This window comes from Burkholderia sp. Bp9015 (assembly GCF_003853505.1).
Lineage (GTDB): Bacteria > Pseudomonadota > Gammaproteobacteria > Burkholderiales > Burkholderiaceae > Burkholderia.
Map to the genome: position 1 here is coordinate 132,608 of NZ_QTPZ01000015.1, position 16,144 is coordinate 148,751.

At 68.5% G+C, this 16,144-nt stretch carries 13 protein-coding genes and 1 other RNA gene; 6 read left to right on the forward strand and 8 right to left on the reverse strand.

The genetic code is table 11. The annotated features are described in order from the left end of the window. The first annotated feature begins 111 nt into the window (after positions 1-111). Entirely contained in the window at positions 112-825 is a 714-nt protein-coding gene (locus DIE12_RS18165) for a DUF2968 domain-containing protein (RefSeq protein ID WP_124487815.1), read from the forward strand. An 80-nt stretch (positions 826-905) separates the two neighbouring features. On the opposite strand, the gene DIE12_RS18170 is transcribed toward DIE12_RS18165, so the two are convergent. Then, positions 906-2,057 (reverse strand): hypothetical protein, encoded by a 1,152-nt coding sequence (locus tag DIE12_RS18170; RefSeq protein WP_311766324.1) that lies wholly within the window; start codon positions 2,055-2,057, stop codon positions 906-908. A gap of 104 nt (positions 2,058-2,161) precedes the next feature. Between DIE12_RS18170 and DIE12_RS18175 the strand changes: the two genes are divergently transcribed. Continuing rightward, complete coding sequence (locus DIE12_RS18175; protein ID WP_124487816.1) at positions 2,162-3,457, forward strand: MFS transporter; 1,296 nt, start codon at positions 2,162-2,164, stop codon at positions 3,455-3,457. 75 nt (positions 3,458-3,532) lie between these two features. Here DIE12_RS18175 and DIE12_RS18180 read toward each other — a convergent pair whose 3' ends face one another. Next, the gene (locus tag DIE12_RS18180) at positions 3,533-5,371 is read right to left on the reverse strand and encodes a tetratricopeptide repeat protein (protein WP_409333443.1); all 1,839 of its coding nucleotides are present in this window, start codon (positions 5,369-5,371) and stop codon (positions 3,533-3,535) included. Between the two features lie 130 nt (positions 5,372-5,501). On the opposite strand from DIE12_RS18180, the gene DIE12_RS18185 reads away from it, so the two are divergent. Then, complete coding sequence (locus DIE12_RS18185) at positions 5,502-7,166, forward strand: FAD-dependent monooxygenase (protein ID WP_044844852.1); 1,665 nt, start codon at positions 5,502-5,504, stop codon at positions 7,164-7,166. An 8-nt stretch (positions 7,167-7,174) separates the two neighbouring features. Here the strand turns inward: DIE12_RS18185 and DIE12_RS18190 are convergent, their stop codons facing one another. From DIE12_RS18190 to DIE12_RS18205, 4 genes are read right to left on the reverse strand one after another with little or no spacing between them, the layout of a single operon-like run. Next, entirely contained in the window at positions 7,175-7,426 is a 252-nt protein-coding gene (locus DIE12_RS18190) for a formate dehydrogenase subunit delta (RefSeq protein WP_124487818.1), read from the reverse strand. A gap of 7 nt (positions 7,427-7,433) precedes the next feature. After that, positions 7,434-10,385: a formate dehydrogenase subunit alpha gene (gene fdhF / locus DIE12_RS18195; RefSeq protein ID WP_124487819.1), complete on the reverse strand. Its 2,952-nt coding sequence runs from the start codon at positions 10,383-10,385 to the stop codon at positions 7,434-7,436. Between the two features lie 17 nt (positions 10,386-10,402). Continuing rightward, positions 10,403-11,980, reverse strand: coding sequence for an NADH-quinone oxidoreductase subunit NuoF (locus tag DIE12_RS18200; protein ID WP_124487820.1), 1,578 nt, complete (start codon positions 11,978-11,980; stop codon positions 10,403-10,405). Beyond that, a complete protein-coding gene (locus DIE12_RS18205; protein ID WP_124487836.1) occupies positions 11,977-12,477 on the reverse strand; it encodes an NAD(P)H-dependent oxidoreductase subunit E in 501 nt (166 codons plus the stop codon). The genes DIE12_RS18200 and DIE12_RS18205 overlap by 4 nt, the downstream gene beginning before the upstream one ends. 130 nt (positions 12,478-12,607) lie before the next feature. Between DIE12_RS18205 and DIE12_RS18210 the strand changes: the two genes are divergently transcribed. From DIE12_RS18210 to DIE12_RS18220, 3 genes are all read left to right on the forward strand, one after another. Then, entirely contained in the window at positions 12,608-13,714 is a 1,107-nt protein-coding gene (locus DIE12_RS18210) for a substrate-binding domain-containing protein (RefSeq protein WP_124487821.1), read from the forward strand. A gap of 101 nt (positions 13,715-13,815) precedes the next feature. Then, complete coding sequence (locus DIE12_RS18215) at positions 13,816-14,085, forward strand: hypothetical protein (RefSeq protein WP_044844846.1); 270 nt, start codon at positions 13,816-13,818, stop codon at positions 14,083-14,085. A gap of 320 nt (positions 14,086-14,405) precedes the next feature. Then, a complete protein-coding gene (locus DIE12_RS18220; RefSeq protein ID WP_059599002.1) occupies positions 14,406-14,759 on the forward strand; it encodes a DUF4148 domain-containing protein in 354 nt (117 codons plus the stop codon). A gap of 269 nt (positions 14,760-15,028) precedes the next feature. Here the strand turns inward: DIE12_RS18220 and ssrA are convergent. Continuing rightward, positions 15,029-15,398: a transfer-messenger RNA gene (gene ssrA, locus DIE12_RS18225) on the reverse strand. Positions 15,399-15,415: 17 nt separating this feature from the next. Beyond that, positions 15,416-16,132: a phosphoglycolate phosphatase gene (gene gph / locus DIE12_RS18230; RefSeq protein ID WP_124487822.1), complete on the reverse strand. Its 717-nt coding sequence runs from the start codon at positions 16,130-16,132 to the stop codon at positions 15,416-15,418. Positions 16,133-16,144: the final 12 nt, after the last annotated feature.

The following is a 16,144-nucleotide window of genomic DNA, read 5'->3' on the forward strand; positions in this document are numbered from 1 at the left end:
GCGTTTGCAGTGCCGGGCAGGAAGGCCGGCCGCATCCCGTTAAATTCGAGATGCGGCCGTTTCGTTTTGAACGATAATCGCGACTCCCGATTCGTTCGCCGGAGTCTGACGTTGGCCTTCCGAGATTTTTCCCCTGCACGATGCGCAACGTGGATCGTTGCGCTGGCCGCCTGCGTGCACGCGGGCGCAGCGTGGTCCGTCGACGCGACCGCGCCGGTCGCGGGCTCGCGCCCCGCGGTGACGAGCCTGCGCGGCGATGCCGCGCAGGCGGCTTCCCCTTCCGACGCGTCCGCCGCCTCCGCGACGGATGCGACCGCGCAAGGCAACGTCGCCGAGCTCACGCAGATGCTGCACGACGGGCGAATCGTCGAGATGCGCACCACGTACAACGGCAGCTACGGCGCGAGCCTGATGTTCGATCCGCGCGAGATGACGTATTACGTCGCGCTGTTCCAGGACAAGCATCTGTGGCGCGTGGTCAAGTCGCAGGAGAAGAGCCGAGCGGAAATGGTGTACGCGAACTTCGTCCAGCAGACGACGCAACTCGCGGACGTCGAAATCCGCCGCACCGAACTGCAGGCGCAGAAGACGTTCCTCGAACGCGTGATCGCGCTGCAGGCGAATCGTGCGCAGCAACTGCAGGCCGATCTGAGCGTCGCGCGCAGCCAGCAGGCCGAGGTCGCGCAGCGGCAGAAGTCGGCGCACGAACAGGCGCAGGCGCTGCAGGTCGAGAAGCGGGCGGCGCAACTGCAGTTGCGCGAACTGCAGGAGCAGGTACGGCAACTCGAGCGGCAGGCCGAAACGGGGTTGCCCGCGCACAAGTGATGAGCGGCCGGCCCGACGGACCGGTCGACGAACGAAAACCCGGCGCAGCGTGCTTCGCCGGGTTTTTTATTGCCCGCGCGTCAGCGGGTGAGCGTGGTGGGTGTGTCGGTCAGGCGGCGGTGGGACAGGTGCGTCGTCCAGTCGAAGTCTGCGGCGGGTGCGTCGGCCGCCCATGCCGGGCGATCGGCGCGCAGCGCGTTCGCCATCGCGATCAGCGTGAGTGGATCGTCGAGCGAAGCGTGCTGGTCGTGCCGGGTGTCCGGGACCGGCAGTGAACCGGCGCGACCGGGCGTTGGCATGCGCGATGCGACGTGCGTGATCGACGGGCGGCCGGCGAGTCGCGGCGCGGAAGGCGGGTGGACTTGCGCGGCTGTCGCGTGCGTGCCGTTCGGTCGATTCGGCGACGGTGCCGCCGCGGTGGCGGCGCGTCGTACGTCCGGCGCGCCGTCGGCGTCGGCGAGTCGCGGCGACGGCGCGAGCGCAGCGTCGCGTGCGGGCTGCGACGATGTGATAGGTGTACTGGCAACGGCCCGCGCCGCGTGGTGCCGTGCCGGCGTGATGGCCGTGGCGGGCTCGGCCCCGGCGCTCCGCACTCGACCCGTGAATTCCGTCGCGTGCTCCGGCACGGCGCCGGCGATTTGCATGACCGGCGAACGCGCGACATCCGGAAACGGTTCGTGGGCGACGATCAGCCCGCCGATGATCGCGAGTGCGCCGATGCTCCAGCAGGCGGCATGCCGTGCCCGCCGGTCATGTGCTCGATCAACGGCACGTGCGATGTGCCGATGCCGACCGGTGGCGCCGGCCGCAACGGCCGGTACGCCCGCTGACGACGGCTGTACGGCGGCCAGCGGTTGCCAGCGGCAGGCACGATGCGGCGCGTCGACGTCGATGCACGAAGTCGTCAACGTTGCCACGCAGCGGATGCCGGAGCGGCTGCCGGACGCGGCGCCGAACCGCCATTCGCGGCCGAACGGCGGCACGCCGTCGAGCGGCGCGACGCGAGGGCGGGCGATTGAGCCTTCGACGGAAACGAGGGGCGATGGAATCATGAGGGCGGTGTGCGGTGCGACGCGGGCCGCGTGGCCGGCCGCGGCGCGGAGTGCGTCGCGAATCGTGACATTGTGGTCAGGCGATCGCCATCGGTCGATCGGATCAATCCGATTTTGATGCGCCTTTCGCCGAGATTCGTACGAGCCGGACGCGGCGTCCGCAACGCCGGTCGGGTACAAGGCAATTGTCGGCTTCGCGTGGCATCATTCGCCAACCATGCCGGCATGCGCATCGTCGGATCCCCACGGCGCGCAGGTCGCGCCTTCCGAGCCGAGAGAACTCCATGTCCACTGCCACACACGCCGTCGCGCAGGAATCGAAATTCCGTACCGTGTTCAGGGTCGTCAGCGGCAACTTCCTGGAAATGTACGACTTCATGGTCTACGGGTATTACGCGTCGGCCATCGCGAAAACGTATTTTCCGAGCGGCAACGCGTTCGCGTCGCTGATGCTGTCGCTGTCGGTGTTCGGCGCGGGCTTTCTGATGCGCCCGGTCGGCGCGATCGTGCTCGGCGCGTACATCGACCATCACGGCCGCCGCAAGGGGCTGATCCTGACCCTCGGGCTGATGGCGCTCGGCACGCTCACGGTGGCCTCGATACCGGGTTACGCGACGATCGGCGTGCTCGCGCCGGTGCTCGTGCTGCTCGGCCGGCTGCTGCAGGGCTTTTCCGCGGGCGTCGAGCTCGGCGGCGTGTCCGTCTACCTGTCGGAGATCGCGACGAAGGGGCACAAGGGGTTCTATACGTCGTGGCAATCGGGCAGCCAGCAGGTGGCGGTCGTGTTCGCCGCGTTCGTCGGCGTGCTGCTGAACCGCGCGTTGCCGGCCGAGGACATGACCGCGTGGGGCTGGCGCATTCCGTTCCTGATCGGCTGCCTGATCGTTCCGTTCCTGTTCCTGATCCGTCGTTCGCTGAAGGAAACCGACGAATTCCTCGCGAAGCGTCACCGTCCGACGATGGGCGAGATCATGCGTTCGATGCTCGAAAACTGGGGCGTCGTGATCGCCGGCATGGGGATGGTGATCATGACGACGGTGTCGTTCTACATGATCACCGCATACACGCCGACGTTCGGCAAGGAAGTGCTGCACCTGTCGTCGCTCGACGCACTCGTCGTGACCGTCTGCGTCGGCCTGTCCAATCTCGTCTGGCTGCCGCTGTCCGGCGCGTTGTCGGATCGCATCGGCCGCCGCCCGGTGCTGATCGCGTTCACGGTGCTCACGCTGCTGTCGGCCTATCCGGCCGTGCTGTGGCTCGTGGCGGATCCGTCGTTCCTGCGGCTGCTCGCGGTCGAGCTGTGGCTGTCGTTCCTGTACGGCTCGTACAACGGCGCGATGGTCGTCGCGCTGACCGAAGTGATGCCGGCCGATGTGCGCACGGCCGGCTTCTCGCTCGCGTACAGCCTCGCGACGACGATCGGCGGGTTCACGCCGGCGATCTCGACGTTGCTGATCCACCAGACCGGCAACAAGGCGGCACCGGGGCTGTGGCTGAGCGTCGCCGCATTCTGCGGATTGATCGCGACGCTCGTGTTGTATCGCACGCGCGAAGCGCGCAACCAGTACAAGTCGGCCTGACGCCGCTGTATCGCATCACATCGACTGAAAAAAGGGAGCGCGCCGCGCTCCCTTTTTTTGTCTGCGCTCGGGTATTCAGGCGTCGCGCAGCGCGGCGGCGACCGCCGCCGCCACGTCGAGCCATTGTCCCGGTGCGGACTGGCGGGCGAGCCTCGCTCGCGGATACCACGGACAGTCGTCGCCGGTGAACCAGCGCCAGTCGGATGCGAACGGCAGCATGATCCACAGCGGCTTGCCGAGCGCGCCCGCGAGGTGCGCGACCGCCGTATCGATCGTGACGACGCCGTCGAGCCGTTCGATCAGCGCTGCCGTGTCGGCGAAGTCGTTCAGCCGCCCGTCGAGGCGATGCATGCGGGGATGCGCGTCGACGCGTGCCCGTTCGTCGTCGTCGAGTGCCGGCTGCAGCACGATCCAGTCGATGTCCGGCAGCGCGAGCAGCGGCGCGAGCGCGTCGAACGGCATCGAGCGGTTTTCCTGTGCCTGCCGGCGTCCCGTCCACGCAAGGCCGAACTTGCGCTTCGACTGGCCGCCCAGCGAGCCGCGAAAGCGCCGCTGCGTGCTGTCCGGCACGTCGAGGTAGCGTGTGCCCGCGACGATGTCGGCCGGCTGCAGGCCGAGCAGGAACGGCAGGCTCATCAGCGTGCATGCGACGTCCGCCGCCGGCGGCTTCGCGGCGCCCTGCGCGACGAGCGTCACGCGCCAGCGTGCCGCGGCCGGTGCGAGCAGCGCGACGAGTTCCGGCTGCACTTCGAGCACGACGCGCGCGCAGCGCGCGCGGGCGAGCGGCACGAAGCGGACGAACTGCAGCGTGTCGCCGAAGCCCTGTTCCGCGCGGATCAGCAGCGTGCGCGCGGCAATCGGCTCGCCTTGCCAGCGCGGCAGCGTGCCGAGCGGCGTCGCGCCCGGCGTGTCGTGGCGCGTTTCGTACGCGGGCAGGCCGCGGGCGAAGTCGCCCAGCGTCAGCAGCGTGACGGCGCGGTGCAGCTGCGCGAGTTTCAGGTCGGGGGCGACGCGCAGCGCCTGGTCGAACGCGCGCAGCGCCATCTCGTGCGCGCCGAGTGCGTGATGCGCGTTGCCGAGGTTCAACCACGCGAGACTGAACGACGGATCGAGACCGACCGCGCGTTCGTAGTAGGGCAGCGCTTCGCGCTGGCGTGCCTGCGCGCACAGCGCGTTCGCGAGCCCGAAGAGGGCGAGCGGAAACGGCGGGTGCAGCGCGAGCGCGGCTTCGAATGCGGCGGCGGCTTCGCCATGACGGCCGAGCGCCTCGAGCGTGTTGCCGAGATTGAAATGCGCGGCGACAAAGCGCGGCTGCGCGGCGATCGCAGCCTGGAAATGGGCGATCGCGTCGTCGGCCCGGCCCATCGCGTTCAGCGCCATCGCGAGATTGTTGTGCGCGCCGGCATGCCCGGGCCGCAGCTCGAGCGCGCGATGGAACGCGGCGAGCGCATCGTCGTGACGGCCGAGCGCATTCAGTGCGTTGCCGAGGTTGTTGTGGATCGATGCGTCGTCCGGTGTGAGCCGAAGTGCGCGGGCAAATGCGTCGACGGCATCTTCGTGGCGCTGCAGTGCCGCATAGGCGTTGCCGAGGTTGTAGTGCGCGAGCGGAAATTCGGGCGCGAGCGTCAGCGCGTTGCGAAAGCGGTCGATCGCTTCGTCGAGCCGGCCGAGCGCCTTCAGCGCGTTGCCGAGATTGAGCTGCAGCGCGGCGTCGTTCGGGCGCAACTCGACCGCACGCCCGACGAGATCGGCCGCCTCGGCATGCTGGCCCTGCTGATGCCGCAGCACGCCGAACAGATGCAGCGCGTCGGCGTTGGCGGGATGAGTGGCGAGTGCGGCGCGATAGCCGTGCTCGGCCTCGGCGAGGCGGCCCGCGCGGTGCGCGGCATACGCTCGGTCGAATGCGGATTCCATGACGCGAAAACTGACGGAAAGCGCGTATTTTCCCACACTGCGCGCGGGCACCCCAGATCGGCCGGTCGGCATATGGCCCCGTCACGCGGAGCGGCGTAGACTTGCACAATCGCGTGTCATCGAGGTTCTCATGGCTGACACACTGCTCGATATCCCGCCCGTGCTGATCGTCGGCGCAGGCCCCACCGGCCTTGCCGCGGCGATGAGTCTCGCGCGTGCCCGCGTGCCGGTGCGCATCATCGACCGGCTCGCCGTGCCCGCGCCGTACTCGCGCGCGATCGGTATCCAGGCACGCACGCTCGAACTGCTGGAGCAGCATCGCGCGGTCGAACCGTTTCTCGCGCTGGGTCATCGCGCCCATGCGGCCGCGCTGCACGCGGACGGCCGCGTGATCGCGCGGCTCGATTTCGATCCGCTGCAAACGCGCTATCCGTATCTGCTGTTTCTCGACCAGAGCATCACCGAGCGGCTGCTCGCCGAGCATCTGGCCGGGTTCGGCGTGACCGTCGAACGCGGCGTCACGCTCACCGCATGCGATGCGGGCGGACCGTCGCTCGACGTGACGATCCGCGATGCGGACGGTCGTGAACAGGCGTTCGCGCCCTCGTACCTGATCGCCGCCGACGGCGCGCACAGCACGGTGCGCCACCTGCTTGGCCTGGGCTTCGCCGGGCATGCGTTCGAGCAGACTTTCCTGCTCGCCGATTTCGCGGCGATACCCGACTGGCCGGACGAGGAGATCCATCTGTTCACGACGCCCGACGGCATCGCGGGGCTGTTTCCGATGGGCGGCGGCCGCTACCGGCTCGTTGCCGACCGGCCGCCCGGCAGCGACGCATCGCCCGACGGACTCACGCCCTCGACCCCGTCGCTCGACGAATGCGAGGCGATCGTGCGCGCGCGCGTCGGTGCGTCGATTGCGCCGAGCGATCTCGCGTGGTCGACGTATTTCCGCCTGCATAGCCGGATGGTCGAGCGACTGCGTCACGGGCGGGTATTCTTCGCGGGCGACGCCGCGCACGTTCACAGCCCGGCGGGCGCGCAGGGCATGAACACGGGCATCCAGGAAGCGTTCAATCTTGGCTGGAAGCTCGCGCGCGTGCTCGGCGCGGGCACGCCGGAGCGCCTGCTCGACACGTATCACGCCGAGCGCCACCCGATCGAGCGTGACGTATTGCGGCAGACCGGCCTCGTCACGCAGATCGTCGAAGCCGACCACGGCGCGATGAAGCTGCTGCGCGATCATGTCGTGCCGCTGCTGGCGTCGTTCGGGCCGGTGCGCGACGCGGTACGCCGCACCGTCAGCGAGCTCGGCGTGCAATACCGGAAAAGCCCGCTCACGCTCGAACGCGTGCTCGACGGCGGGCCGCGCGCAGGCGAGCGCGCGCCCGACGCGCTCGTGCACGTGGTCGACGGGCCGCTCGGGCGGGCGCCCGGAACCGCGCGGCTATACGACCTGCACGACCCCGCGAGCTTTACGCTGCTGCTGCTCGAGGAACCGGCAGGTGCCGACGCCGGCGAGACGGGCGACGTGCCGCCGATGCCCGCGGATGCGCAGGCGCTTGTGCAGGGGCTGGAGCGGATCATGCCGGGCGCCGTGCGAACATGGCGCGTCGCCGATGCCGAAAGCGACGGCACGGACGGGCTTGCGCAGGTATACGGCCGCTCGAGGCCGTCGTTCTACCTGCTGCGGCCCGATGGCTACATCGCGGTGCGCGGCCGTACCGCCACCGACGCGAACGCGCTGCTGCGCCACTGCGAAAGCTGGTTCGCGGGCATGTCGGTGCCCGCGTAGCGGGGTGCTCAGGCGGAGGCCGCGGCCGGCACGAGCGATGCGCGGTGCGCGGCGATCGCGTCGCGCACGATCGGCGCCGCGCGTTGTCCGGCCTCGCTCGACGGATCGTCTAGCGCGGCGAGCAATGCACGACGCATCCGCGGTTCCCAGAAGCGCCGGATATGCTCGGCGATCCCGCTCAGCGCTTCTTCGCGATCGGGCATCGATTCGAAGAACGCGCCGATCTGGTTGGCCATGTCGACCAGGTGTCCGTTGTCCATCGCTTCCTCACTTGCCCGTCGTCACGACGGCCGGCGTGGCGGCGCGGCGCTCGAGCAGGTCGAGCTGCTCCGAGTTGAAGCGCGCATACGCGCGCTGCCAGTCCGACGGCTGCGCGACCGGCATCACCTGCACGGCCGTCACCTTGTATTCCGGGCAGTTCGTCGCCCAGTCGGAGCTGTCCGTCGTGATCACGTTCGCGCCCGATTCGGGGAAGTGGAACGTCGTGTACACGACACCCGGCTGCATGCGGTCGGACACGAGCGCGCGCAACACGGTCTGGCCCGCCCGCGATTCGATGCCGACCCAGTCGCCGGTCCGGATTCCGCGGTCCTCCGCGTCGTGCGGATGGATCTCGAGACGGTCCTCTTCGTGCCACTGCACGTTCTCGGTCCGGCGCGTCTGCGCGCCGACGTTGTATTGCGACAGGATGCGGCCCGTGGTCAGGATCAGCGGATAGCGCTGCGTGACCTTTTCCGGCGTCGGAATGAACTGCGTGATCACGAACCGGCCCTTGCCGCGCACGAATGCGTCGATGTGCATCGTCGGCGTGCCGTCCGGCGCCTGTTCGTTGCACGGCCACTGGATGCTGCCGAGCGCATCGAGCTTCTCGTACGACACACCCGAGAAGGTCGGCGTGAGCCGCGCGATCTCGTCCATGATTTCCGACGGATGCGTGTAGTGCATGTCGTAGCCGAGCGCCCGCGACAGCAGCAGCGTCACTTCCCAGTCCGCGTAGCCCGCGAGCGGCGGCATCACCTTGCGCACGCGCGAGATGCGGCGCTCCGCGTTCGTGAACGTGCCGTCCTTCTCGAGGAACGTCGAGCCCGGCAGCAGCACGTGCGCGTATTTCGCGGTTTCGTTCAGGAAGATGTCCTGCACGACGATGCATTCCATCGACGACAGCGCGGCCGCGACGTGCTGCGTGTTCGGGTCCGACTGGACGATGTCCTCGCCCTGGCAATAGAGGCCCTTGAAGCTGCCGTCGAGCGCCGCGTCGAACATGTTCGGGATGCGCAGCCCCGGTTCCGGCTGCAGCGTGGCCGACCATGCCTGTTCGAACTGCGTGCGTACGACTTCGTCGCTGATGTGCCGGTAGCCGGGCAGTTCATGCGGGAACGAGCCCATGTCGCACGAACCCTGCACGTTGTTCTGGCCGCGCAGCGGATTGACGCCGACGCCTTCGCGGCCGATGTTGCCGGTCGCCATCGCGAGGTTCGCGATGCCCATCACCGTCGTCGAGCCTTGCGCGTGTTCGGTCACGCCGAGGCCGTAGTAGATCGCGGCGTTGCCGCCCGTCGCATAGAGGCGCGCGGCGTCGCGCACCAGCGCGGCCGGCACGCCCGTTACGTCGGCGGTCGCTTCGGGCGAGTTCTCGGCACGCGACACGAAGTCGCGCCATTGCTCGAACGCACGCATGTCGCAGCGTTCGGCGACGAATGCGTCGGCGACGAGCCCTTCGGTGACGATCACGTGCGCGAGTGCGTTGACGATCGCGACGTTGGTGCCCGGGCGCAGCTGCAGGTGGTGCGTGGCCTTCACGTGCGGGCCGTCGACCACGTCGATGCGGCGCGGGTCGATCACGATCAGCTTCGCGCCCTCGCGGATGCGCCGCTTCATGCGCGAGCCGAACACCGGGTGCCCGTCGGTCGGGTTCGCGCCCATCACGACGATCACGTCGGCCTGGCCGACCGACGCGAAGGTCTGCGTGCCGGCCGATTCGCCGAGCGTCGTCTTCAGGCCATAGCCGGTCGGCGAGTGGCACACGCGTGCGCAGGTGTCGACGTTGTTGTTGCCGAACGCGGCGCGCACGAGCTTCTGCACGAGGTAGGTTTCCTCGTTCGTGCAGCGCGACGACGTGATGCCGCCGATCGAATCGCGGCCGTACTTCTGCTGCAGCTTGCGGAACTGCGTCGCCGCGTAGGTGAGCGCCTCTTCCCAGCTGACTTCGCGCCACGGGTCGGTGATCTTCTCGCGGATCATCGGCTTCGTGATGCGGTCCTTGTGCGTCGCGTAGCCCCACGCGAAGCGGCCCTTCACGCACGCGTGGCCTTCGTTCGCGAGGCCGTTCTTGTGCGGCGTCATGCGCACGACCTGCGTGCCCTTCATCTCGGCCTTGAACGAGCAGCCGACGCCACAGTACGCGCAGGTCGTGACGACCGAATGCTCGGCCTGTCCGAGCTGGACGACGGATTTTTCCTGCAAGGTGGCCGTCGGGCACGCGGCGACGCACGCGCCGCACGATACGCATTCCGATGCCATGAACGATTCGCCTTCGCTGGCGGCGACGCGCGATTCGAAACCGCGCGCGGCGATCGTCAGCGCGAACGTGCCCTGCGTTTCCTCGCATGCGCGCACGCAGCGGTTGCAGACGATGCACTTCGACGGATCGTACGTGAAGTACGGATTCGATTCGTCCTTCTGGTCGCGCAGGTGATTCGCGCCGTCGAAGCCGTAACGCACTTCGCGCAAGCCCACCACGCCCGCCATGTCCTGCAGTTCGCAGTCGCCGTTGGCGGGGCAGGTGAGGCAGTCGAGCGGATGGTCGGAGATGTACAGCTCCATCACGTTGCGGCGCAGCGACTGCAGCCGGTCTGACTGCGTACGCACCTTCATCCCGGCTTCGGCGGGCGTCGTGCACGATGCCGGATAGCCGCGCCGGCCTTCGATTTCGACCAGGCACAGACGGCACGAGCCGAACGGTTCGAGCGAATCGGTCGCGCAGAGCTTGGGCACGTTGACGCCGGCTTCGATCGCGGCGCGCATCACCGACGTGCCGGCCGGCACCGTGACCGGCTGGCCGTCGATTTCGAGCGTGACGTCGGTATCGGCATGCCGTTGCGGCGTGCCGTAGTCGGTTTCGTCGAACGGATCGCGCGCGCGCGCTTCAGCGGCGCTCTTGCACGCGCATTGGCCCGAGCCGCAGCCGCCTTGGCGGACGTTGTTCGTGTCGAGGGACATGCAGGGCTCCTTCTGGGTCAGGCCGCAGCCTTGACCGGACCCGACGCGGCTTGCTTGCCGGCGGCGAGCCCGAAATCTTCGGGGAAATGGTCGAGCGCGGACAGCACCGGATACGGCGTCATCCCGCCCATCGCGCACAGCGAGCCGGCGAGCATCGTGTCGCACAGGTCGCGCAGCAGCGTGACCTGACGCTCCGACGTATCGCCTTCGCGAATCCGCGCGATCGTCTCGACGCCGCGCGTCGAGCCGATTCGGCACGGCGTGCACTTGCCGCACGATTCGATCGCGCAGAACTTCATCGCGTATTCGGCGAGCTCCGCGAGATTCGACGTGTCGTCGTGCAGCACGATGCCGCCGTGGCCGACCACCGCGCCGATCGCCGCGTACGCCTCGTAGTCGAGCGGCACGTCCCACTGGTGTTCGGGCAGGTAGGTGCCGAGCGGGCCCCCGACCTGGGCGGCGCGCGCGGGCCGGCCGCTGGCCGTGCCGCCGCCGTAGTCGAACAGCAGCTCGCGCAGCGTGACGCCGAACGCGAGCTCGACGAGGCCGCCGTGGCGGATGTTGCCCGCGAGCTGGAACGGCAGCGTGCCGCGCGAGCGGCCCATCCCGTAGTCGCGATAGAACGCGGCGCCGCGCGCGAAGATCACCGGCGCGGTCGCGAGCGTGATCACGTTGTTGATCACGGTCGGCTGGCCGAACAGGCCGGCGAGCGCCGGCAGCGGCGGCTTCGCGCGCACGACGCCGCGCTTGCCTTCGAGCGATTCGAGCAGCGCCGTTTCCTCACCGCACACGTACGAACCGGCGCCCTTCGCGACGTGCAGGTCGAACGCATGCGCGGAGCCGAGCACGCGTTCGCCGAGCCAGCCGGCTTCGCGAGCGCGCTCGATCGCCGTTTCGAGTGCCGCGATCGCATGCGGGTATTCGCTGCGCACGTAGATGTAGCCGAGCGTCGCGCCCGTCGCGATGCCCGCGATGATCATCCCTTCGATCAGGCAGTACGGATCGCATTCCATGAGCAGGCGATCGGAGAACGTGCCCGAATCGCCTTCGTCCGCGTTGCAGACGATGTACTTCTGCGCGGCGCGCGCCTGCCGGACCGTGCGCCACTTGATGCCGGCCGGGAAGGCCGCGCCGCCGCGGCCGCGCAGCCCCGATTCGATCAGCAGCTCGCACGCGGCGTCGCCGTCGAGTGCGAGCGCGTTCTTCAGGCCGGCGAGGCCGTCATGCTTCAGGTAGTCGTCGAGCGACAGCGGATCGGTCAGGCCGATGCGCGCGAACGTGAGGCGCTGCTGGCGCGCGAGATAGGGCAGCGCGTCGACGAGGCCGACGCCGCTCGGGTGCGTGCCGCCGTCGAGCCAGTTTGCATCGAACAGGGCGGGCACGTCGGCCGCCGACAGGTTCGCGTAGCCGACGCGCCCGGCGGCCGTGCCGACCTCGACGAGCGGCTCGAGCCACAGCAGCCCGCGCGAACCGTTGCGGATCAGTTCGATCGCGACGCCGCGCCGCTCGGCTTCCGCGACGATCGCGGCGGCGAGGGCGTCGGCGCCGAGCGCCAGTGCGGACGAATCGCGCGGAACGTAGATGCGGGTCGTCATGCGGCCTCCGGGGTGTGGGCGGCCGCGTCGGCGAGCAGGGCGTCGAACTTCTCCGGCGTGACCTTTGCGTGCAGTACGCCGTTGACCGTCATCGACGGCGATTGTGCGCACAGCCCGAGGCAGTAGACCGACTCGAGCGCGACGTCGCCCGGCGCGTGCGCGTCGGCGCCATCGCCGTGCGCGGCGTCGAACCGGCAACCCGTGCGCGCTTCCGCGTGTGCGGCCAGCGCTTCGCAGCCCATGCTGCGGCACGCCTCGGCGCGGCACATCTGGATCGTCACGCGCGCGGGCGGCGCGGTGCGGAAGTGGTGATAGTAGGTGAGCACGCCGTGCACTTCGGCACGCGACAGATTCAGCACCTTCGCGAGCGGCGCGACGCAGCCTGCCGGTACGTAGCCGGCCTCGTCCTGGATCGCATGCAGGATCGCGACGAGCGAGCGGCCGGCGCGCGCATGACGCTCGACGAGCGCGTCGGGCGCGGGGGAATTCGGGGACATCGTTGTGCTCCTCCAAAGTCTCATATGTGCCATTGATTCATATAGTGCACACCGGGACTTCGTCCTGATTGATTTTGAGCAACGATAAGCGGAAGATTTCGCAGTCGCAATAGGAAATCGGAGTACATAATTGATTCGAATCGAATGCGACGCGTATCTGACCGTACGCGACACGGAGGGCCGCACGGCGAGCCTGTCGGATGTCGCCCCGTTGCTGGAGCTCGTGGCCGATACGGGCAGCATTGCACAGGCCGCGCAGGCGAAAGGGCTGTCGTATCGGCACGCGTGGGGCATGCTGCGGGCGCTGGAGGCATGCGTCGGCGGCGAGTTGATCGAGACCGCGCGCGGCAAGGGATCGACATTGTCGGAGCTGGGGCAGGCGGTCGTCGACGCGCAGCGGCTCGCGCGCAGCCGTCTCGACGGGAACCTGCGCGCGCTGGCGGCCGAGGTGGCGAGCAACCTGAACCGGCGGCTCGCACAGCGCGACGGCGCCGTGCGCATCCATGCGTCGCACGGCTATGCGGTTGCGGCGCTCGTTTCCGCACTCGTCGATGCGCAGGCCGCCGTCGACATCAAGTATCGCGAGAGCGTCGAGGCCGTGCAGGCGCTCGCGCGCGGCGAATGCGAGCTGGCCGGCTTCCATCTGCCGCGCGGCGCGTTCCGCGAACGGTGCGCGCAGATCTACCGGCCGTGGCTCGACGACACGCGTCACGTGCTGATTCATCTGACGCGTCGCCAGCAGGGGCTGTTCGTGCCGCGCGGCAACCCGAAGCAGGTCGGCGGGCTGGCCGATCTCGCCCGCCACGACATCCGCTTCGTCAATCGGCAGCCGGGGTCGGGCACGCGCATGCTGCTCGATCTCGCGTTGCGCGCGATCGGCATCGATCCCGAGCGTATCGACGGCTACGCGTCGGCCGAGCTCACGCACTCGGCGATCGCCGCGTTCGTCGCGAGCGGGATGGCCGATCTCGGCTTCGGCGTCGAGCCGGCCGCCCGTCATTTCGGGCTCGATTTCATCCCGGTCGTCGACGAGGACTACTACTTCGCGTGCGAACGCGCGCAGCTCGACTCGCGGCCGCTCGCCGGCGTGCTCGCCTTGCTGCGCGATGCACGTTTCGTCGAGCGCGTCGCGCATCTCGACGGCTACGATCCGGCGGCGTGCGGGACGCTGGCCGGTGTCGCGGAGGGCTTCGCCGGTACGGTCGCGGCCGGTACGCCGGACGGCAACGCACGGTAACGGGAATGCACGCGAGCCGCGCTGCAGCAGCGAGGGATTTGCGCTACGCTTGCCGCTTGATCAACGTTCCAACAAGCACGCCGTTCAGGCGTCATCCCGCCATGAAACTTTCCGTTCCCTTCGCCGCGGCAGCGTTGACCGCAGGGCTTCTCGTCGCTGTTTCGCCGTTTGCGCTTGCGCAGAATTCCCCGGGCGTGCCTGGCGGCATCCTGAGCGAACAGTTCCGCCTGAACGAGCATCCGCAGATGCCGTTCGCGGCGTCTGCGCCGTCGCAGAAATACCAGAGCGGCAAGAAGTCGGCATTGCGCCGCAAGGGCGATATGGGGGATCCGAACGGCTGCAACCTGAAGTGCCCGCTGGACACTCAATAAACCAAGGCAGACGCGCCGGGTCGTCGTCGACGCGTCTGTGCGGCCGTGCCGCCGTGCCGCGCCGATGCCGCGCGATTCTTTTCGAGCCCCGCAGGGCATGCTGCCTTGCGGGGCTCGTGCTTTATGGCCGGTCGTAGTCCAGTGCGATCGTGCGATGCCGGATCGGGTGCCTGTCGGGATTCTAGGGTTAACCCGTAATCCAGGAAGGATGTCTTCCTGAAACCTGCCTTATTCTTAAGCATCCGCCTACATAAACTTCGGTTTGTCAGCGATGAACGGGTGTTCACCGCGAAATCAGACAAATCTGGAGGTAGGTCATCATGAAGTCGCTCGTTCAAGCCGTTGTCGTTGCTGCCGCTCTCGTTGCTCCGGTCGTTTCGTTTGCGCAGTCCGGCTCGGCACTCACCCGCGCACAGGTTCGCGCCGAACTGGTTCAGCTCCAGCAGGCCGGTTACAACACCGCCCGCGGCGAAGATCCGCACTATCCGGAAGCGATCCAGGCCGCAACCGCGCGTGTTGCAGAACAGCAGCGCAGCGCGTTGGCCCAGGCGCAAGGCGCCGACGCCAGCGGCTACGGCGCGCAGGTGCAGGGCGCATCGGCAGCGGGCTCGCGTGCGATCGGCGTGCGTCCGGCCAGCGCGGAAGAAATGAAGTCGCTGTATCGCGGCAGCTAAGCTGCGCATTGCCTGGCGGGGCCACGCGGCCGGTGCGACGATGCATCGCGTCCGGTCGCGGTGCCGGGCAGGGCGTCGTCCGCTGCGCTCGAGCGCAGCGCGGACGGCGCCGAACCTCCGTCACCTCCTGTCGCCGGCGTATCGGTGGCATTCCGCCTGGCCCGCTCGGGGCCGGGCGCTTTTTCGGAGGGCGCGGGAGGTGGGCGCACTGGCAACAAAAAACCCCGCAGACTCGCGTCGTGCGGGGTTCGTGCGTCAAGCGCGGAATTTGGTGGAGGCGGCGGGAATCGAACCCGCGTCCAGAAGCGCTCCACGACTAGTTCTACATGTTTAGTTCAGTCATTTGATTTAACCGCAGCGACGCGGACGAACACGCTGCACTACGGCGATTCGCTAGGTTTTCGACCCTGGCGTCGCGACGCCGACAGGGCTTAACTGACGTAAATGACCTCTGGCGGTATTGCTACCGGTCTTGCGACACTAGCCCGTCAGTGAACTAGGCAGAGGACGGCGGCCGTTAGGCTGCCAGTGCGAACGTATCGTCGTTTGCAGTTACGATTTTCCCATTGATTAACGAGGTGACGGGTCCTCGACATGCCCTAGCCGCTTCACAACCCCTGTCGAAACCAGGTCGCCCCCGCGGATAAGATCAAACATTATAGCCCAACATCGCGCAACAGTTCGCGCAGTTCCTGCGTCGAGCCGACGAGATGCTGCGCCTGCCAGTCGGCCGGCGCGGCGCCGTCGCCGCAGTAGCCATAGGCAGCCGCGACGGTTGCCATCCCTGCCGCGCTGCCGGCCTGGATGTCGCGAAGATCGTCGCCGACATAGACGATGCGCTCGGGCGCGAGCGTCATCTGTCCGGCCGCGTGCAGCAGCGGGGCCGGATGCGGTTTCGAGTGCGGCGTTGTGTCGCCCCCGACGATGCAGGCCGCGCGCGGCGCAAGGCCGAGCAGGTCGGCGAGCGGCGCGGTGAGGCGCATCGCCTTGTTCGTGACGATGCCCCAGCGCACGCCGCGCGCATCGAGTTCGTCGAGCACGTCGCCGATGCCGGGGAACAGCACGGTGTGCACGCAGATGTCCGTCGCGTAATTGGTCAGGAACTCGTCGCGCATCGCTTCGTAGCCGGCCGATTGCGGGCCGATGCCGAATGCGCCGCCGAGCAGGCCGCGCGCGCCGGCCGATGCCAGCGGCCGCAGCACGTCGAGCGACGTTTCGGGCAGGCCGCGCACGCGCTGCATCTTGTTGACGGCGGCGGCGAGATCGGGCGCCGTGTCGGCGAGCGTGCCGTCGAGGTCGAACAGCACGGCATCGCAGTGCAGCAGGCGCGGCTCGTCGAGTGCGGGCCGCCCGGTCGAAAGGGAAGTCGTCATGCCGGTCGGAAG

Excerpts from the sequence above, each read along its gene's own strand:
- DIE12_RS18175 (WP_124487816.1), top strand. The coding sequence starts at position 2,162 with ATGTCCACTGCCACACACGCCGTCGCGCAGGAATCGAAATTCCGTACC.
- DIE12_RS18180 (WP_409333443.1), bottom strand. The coding sequence starts at position 5,371 with ATGGAATCCGCATTCGACCGAGCGTATGCCGCGCACCGCGCGGGCCGC.
- DIE12_RS18185 (WP_044844852.1), top strand. The coding sequence starts at position 5,502 with ATGGCTGACACACTGCTCGATATCCCGCCCGTGCTGATCGTCGGCGCA.
- DIE12_RS18190 (WP_124487818.1), bottom strand. The coding sequence starts at position 7,426 with ATGGACAACGGACACCTGGTCGACATGGCCAACCAGATCGGCGCGTTC.
- fdhF (WP_124487819.1), bottom strand. The coding sequence starts at position 10,385 with ATGTCCCTCGACACGAACAACGTCCGCCAAGGCGGCTGCGGCTCGGGC.
- DIE12_RS18200 (WP_124487820.1), bottom strand. The coding sequence starts at position 11,980 with ATGACGACCCGCATCTACGTTCCGCGCGATTCGTCCGCACTGGCGCTC.
- DIE12_RS18205 (WP_124487836.1), bottom strand. The coding sequence starts at position 12,477 with ATGTCCCCGAATTCCCCCGCGCCCGACGCGCTCGTCGAGCGTCATGCG.
- DIE12_RS18215 (WP_044844846.1), top strand. The coding sequence starts at position 13,816 with ATGAAACTTTCCGTTCCCTTCGCCGCGGCAGCGTTGACCGCAGGGCTT.
- DIE12_RS18220 (WP_059599002.1), top strand. The coding sequence starts at position 14,406 with ATGAAGTCGCTCGTTCAAGCCGTTGTCGTTGCTGCCGCTCTCGTTGCT.
- gph (WP_124487822.1), bottom strand. The coding sequence starts at position 16,132 with ATGACGACTTCCCTTTCGACCGGGCGGCCCGCACTCGACGAGCCGCGC.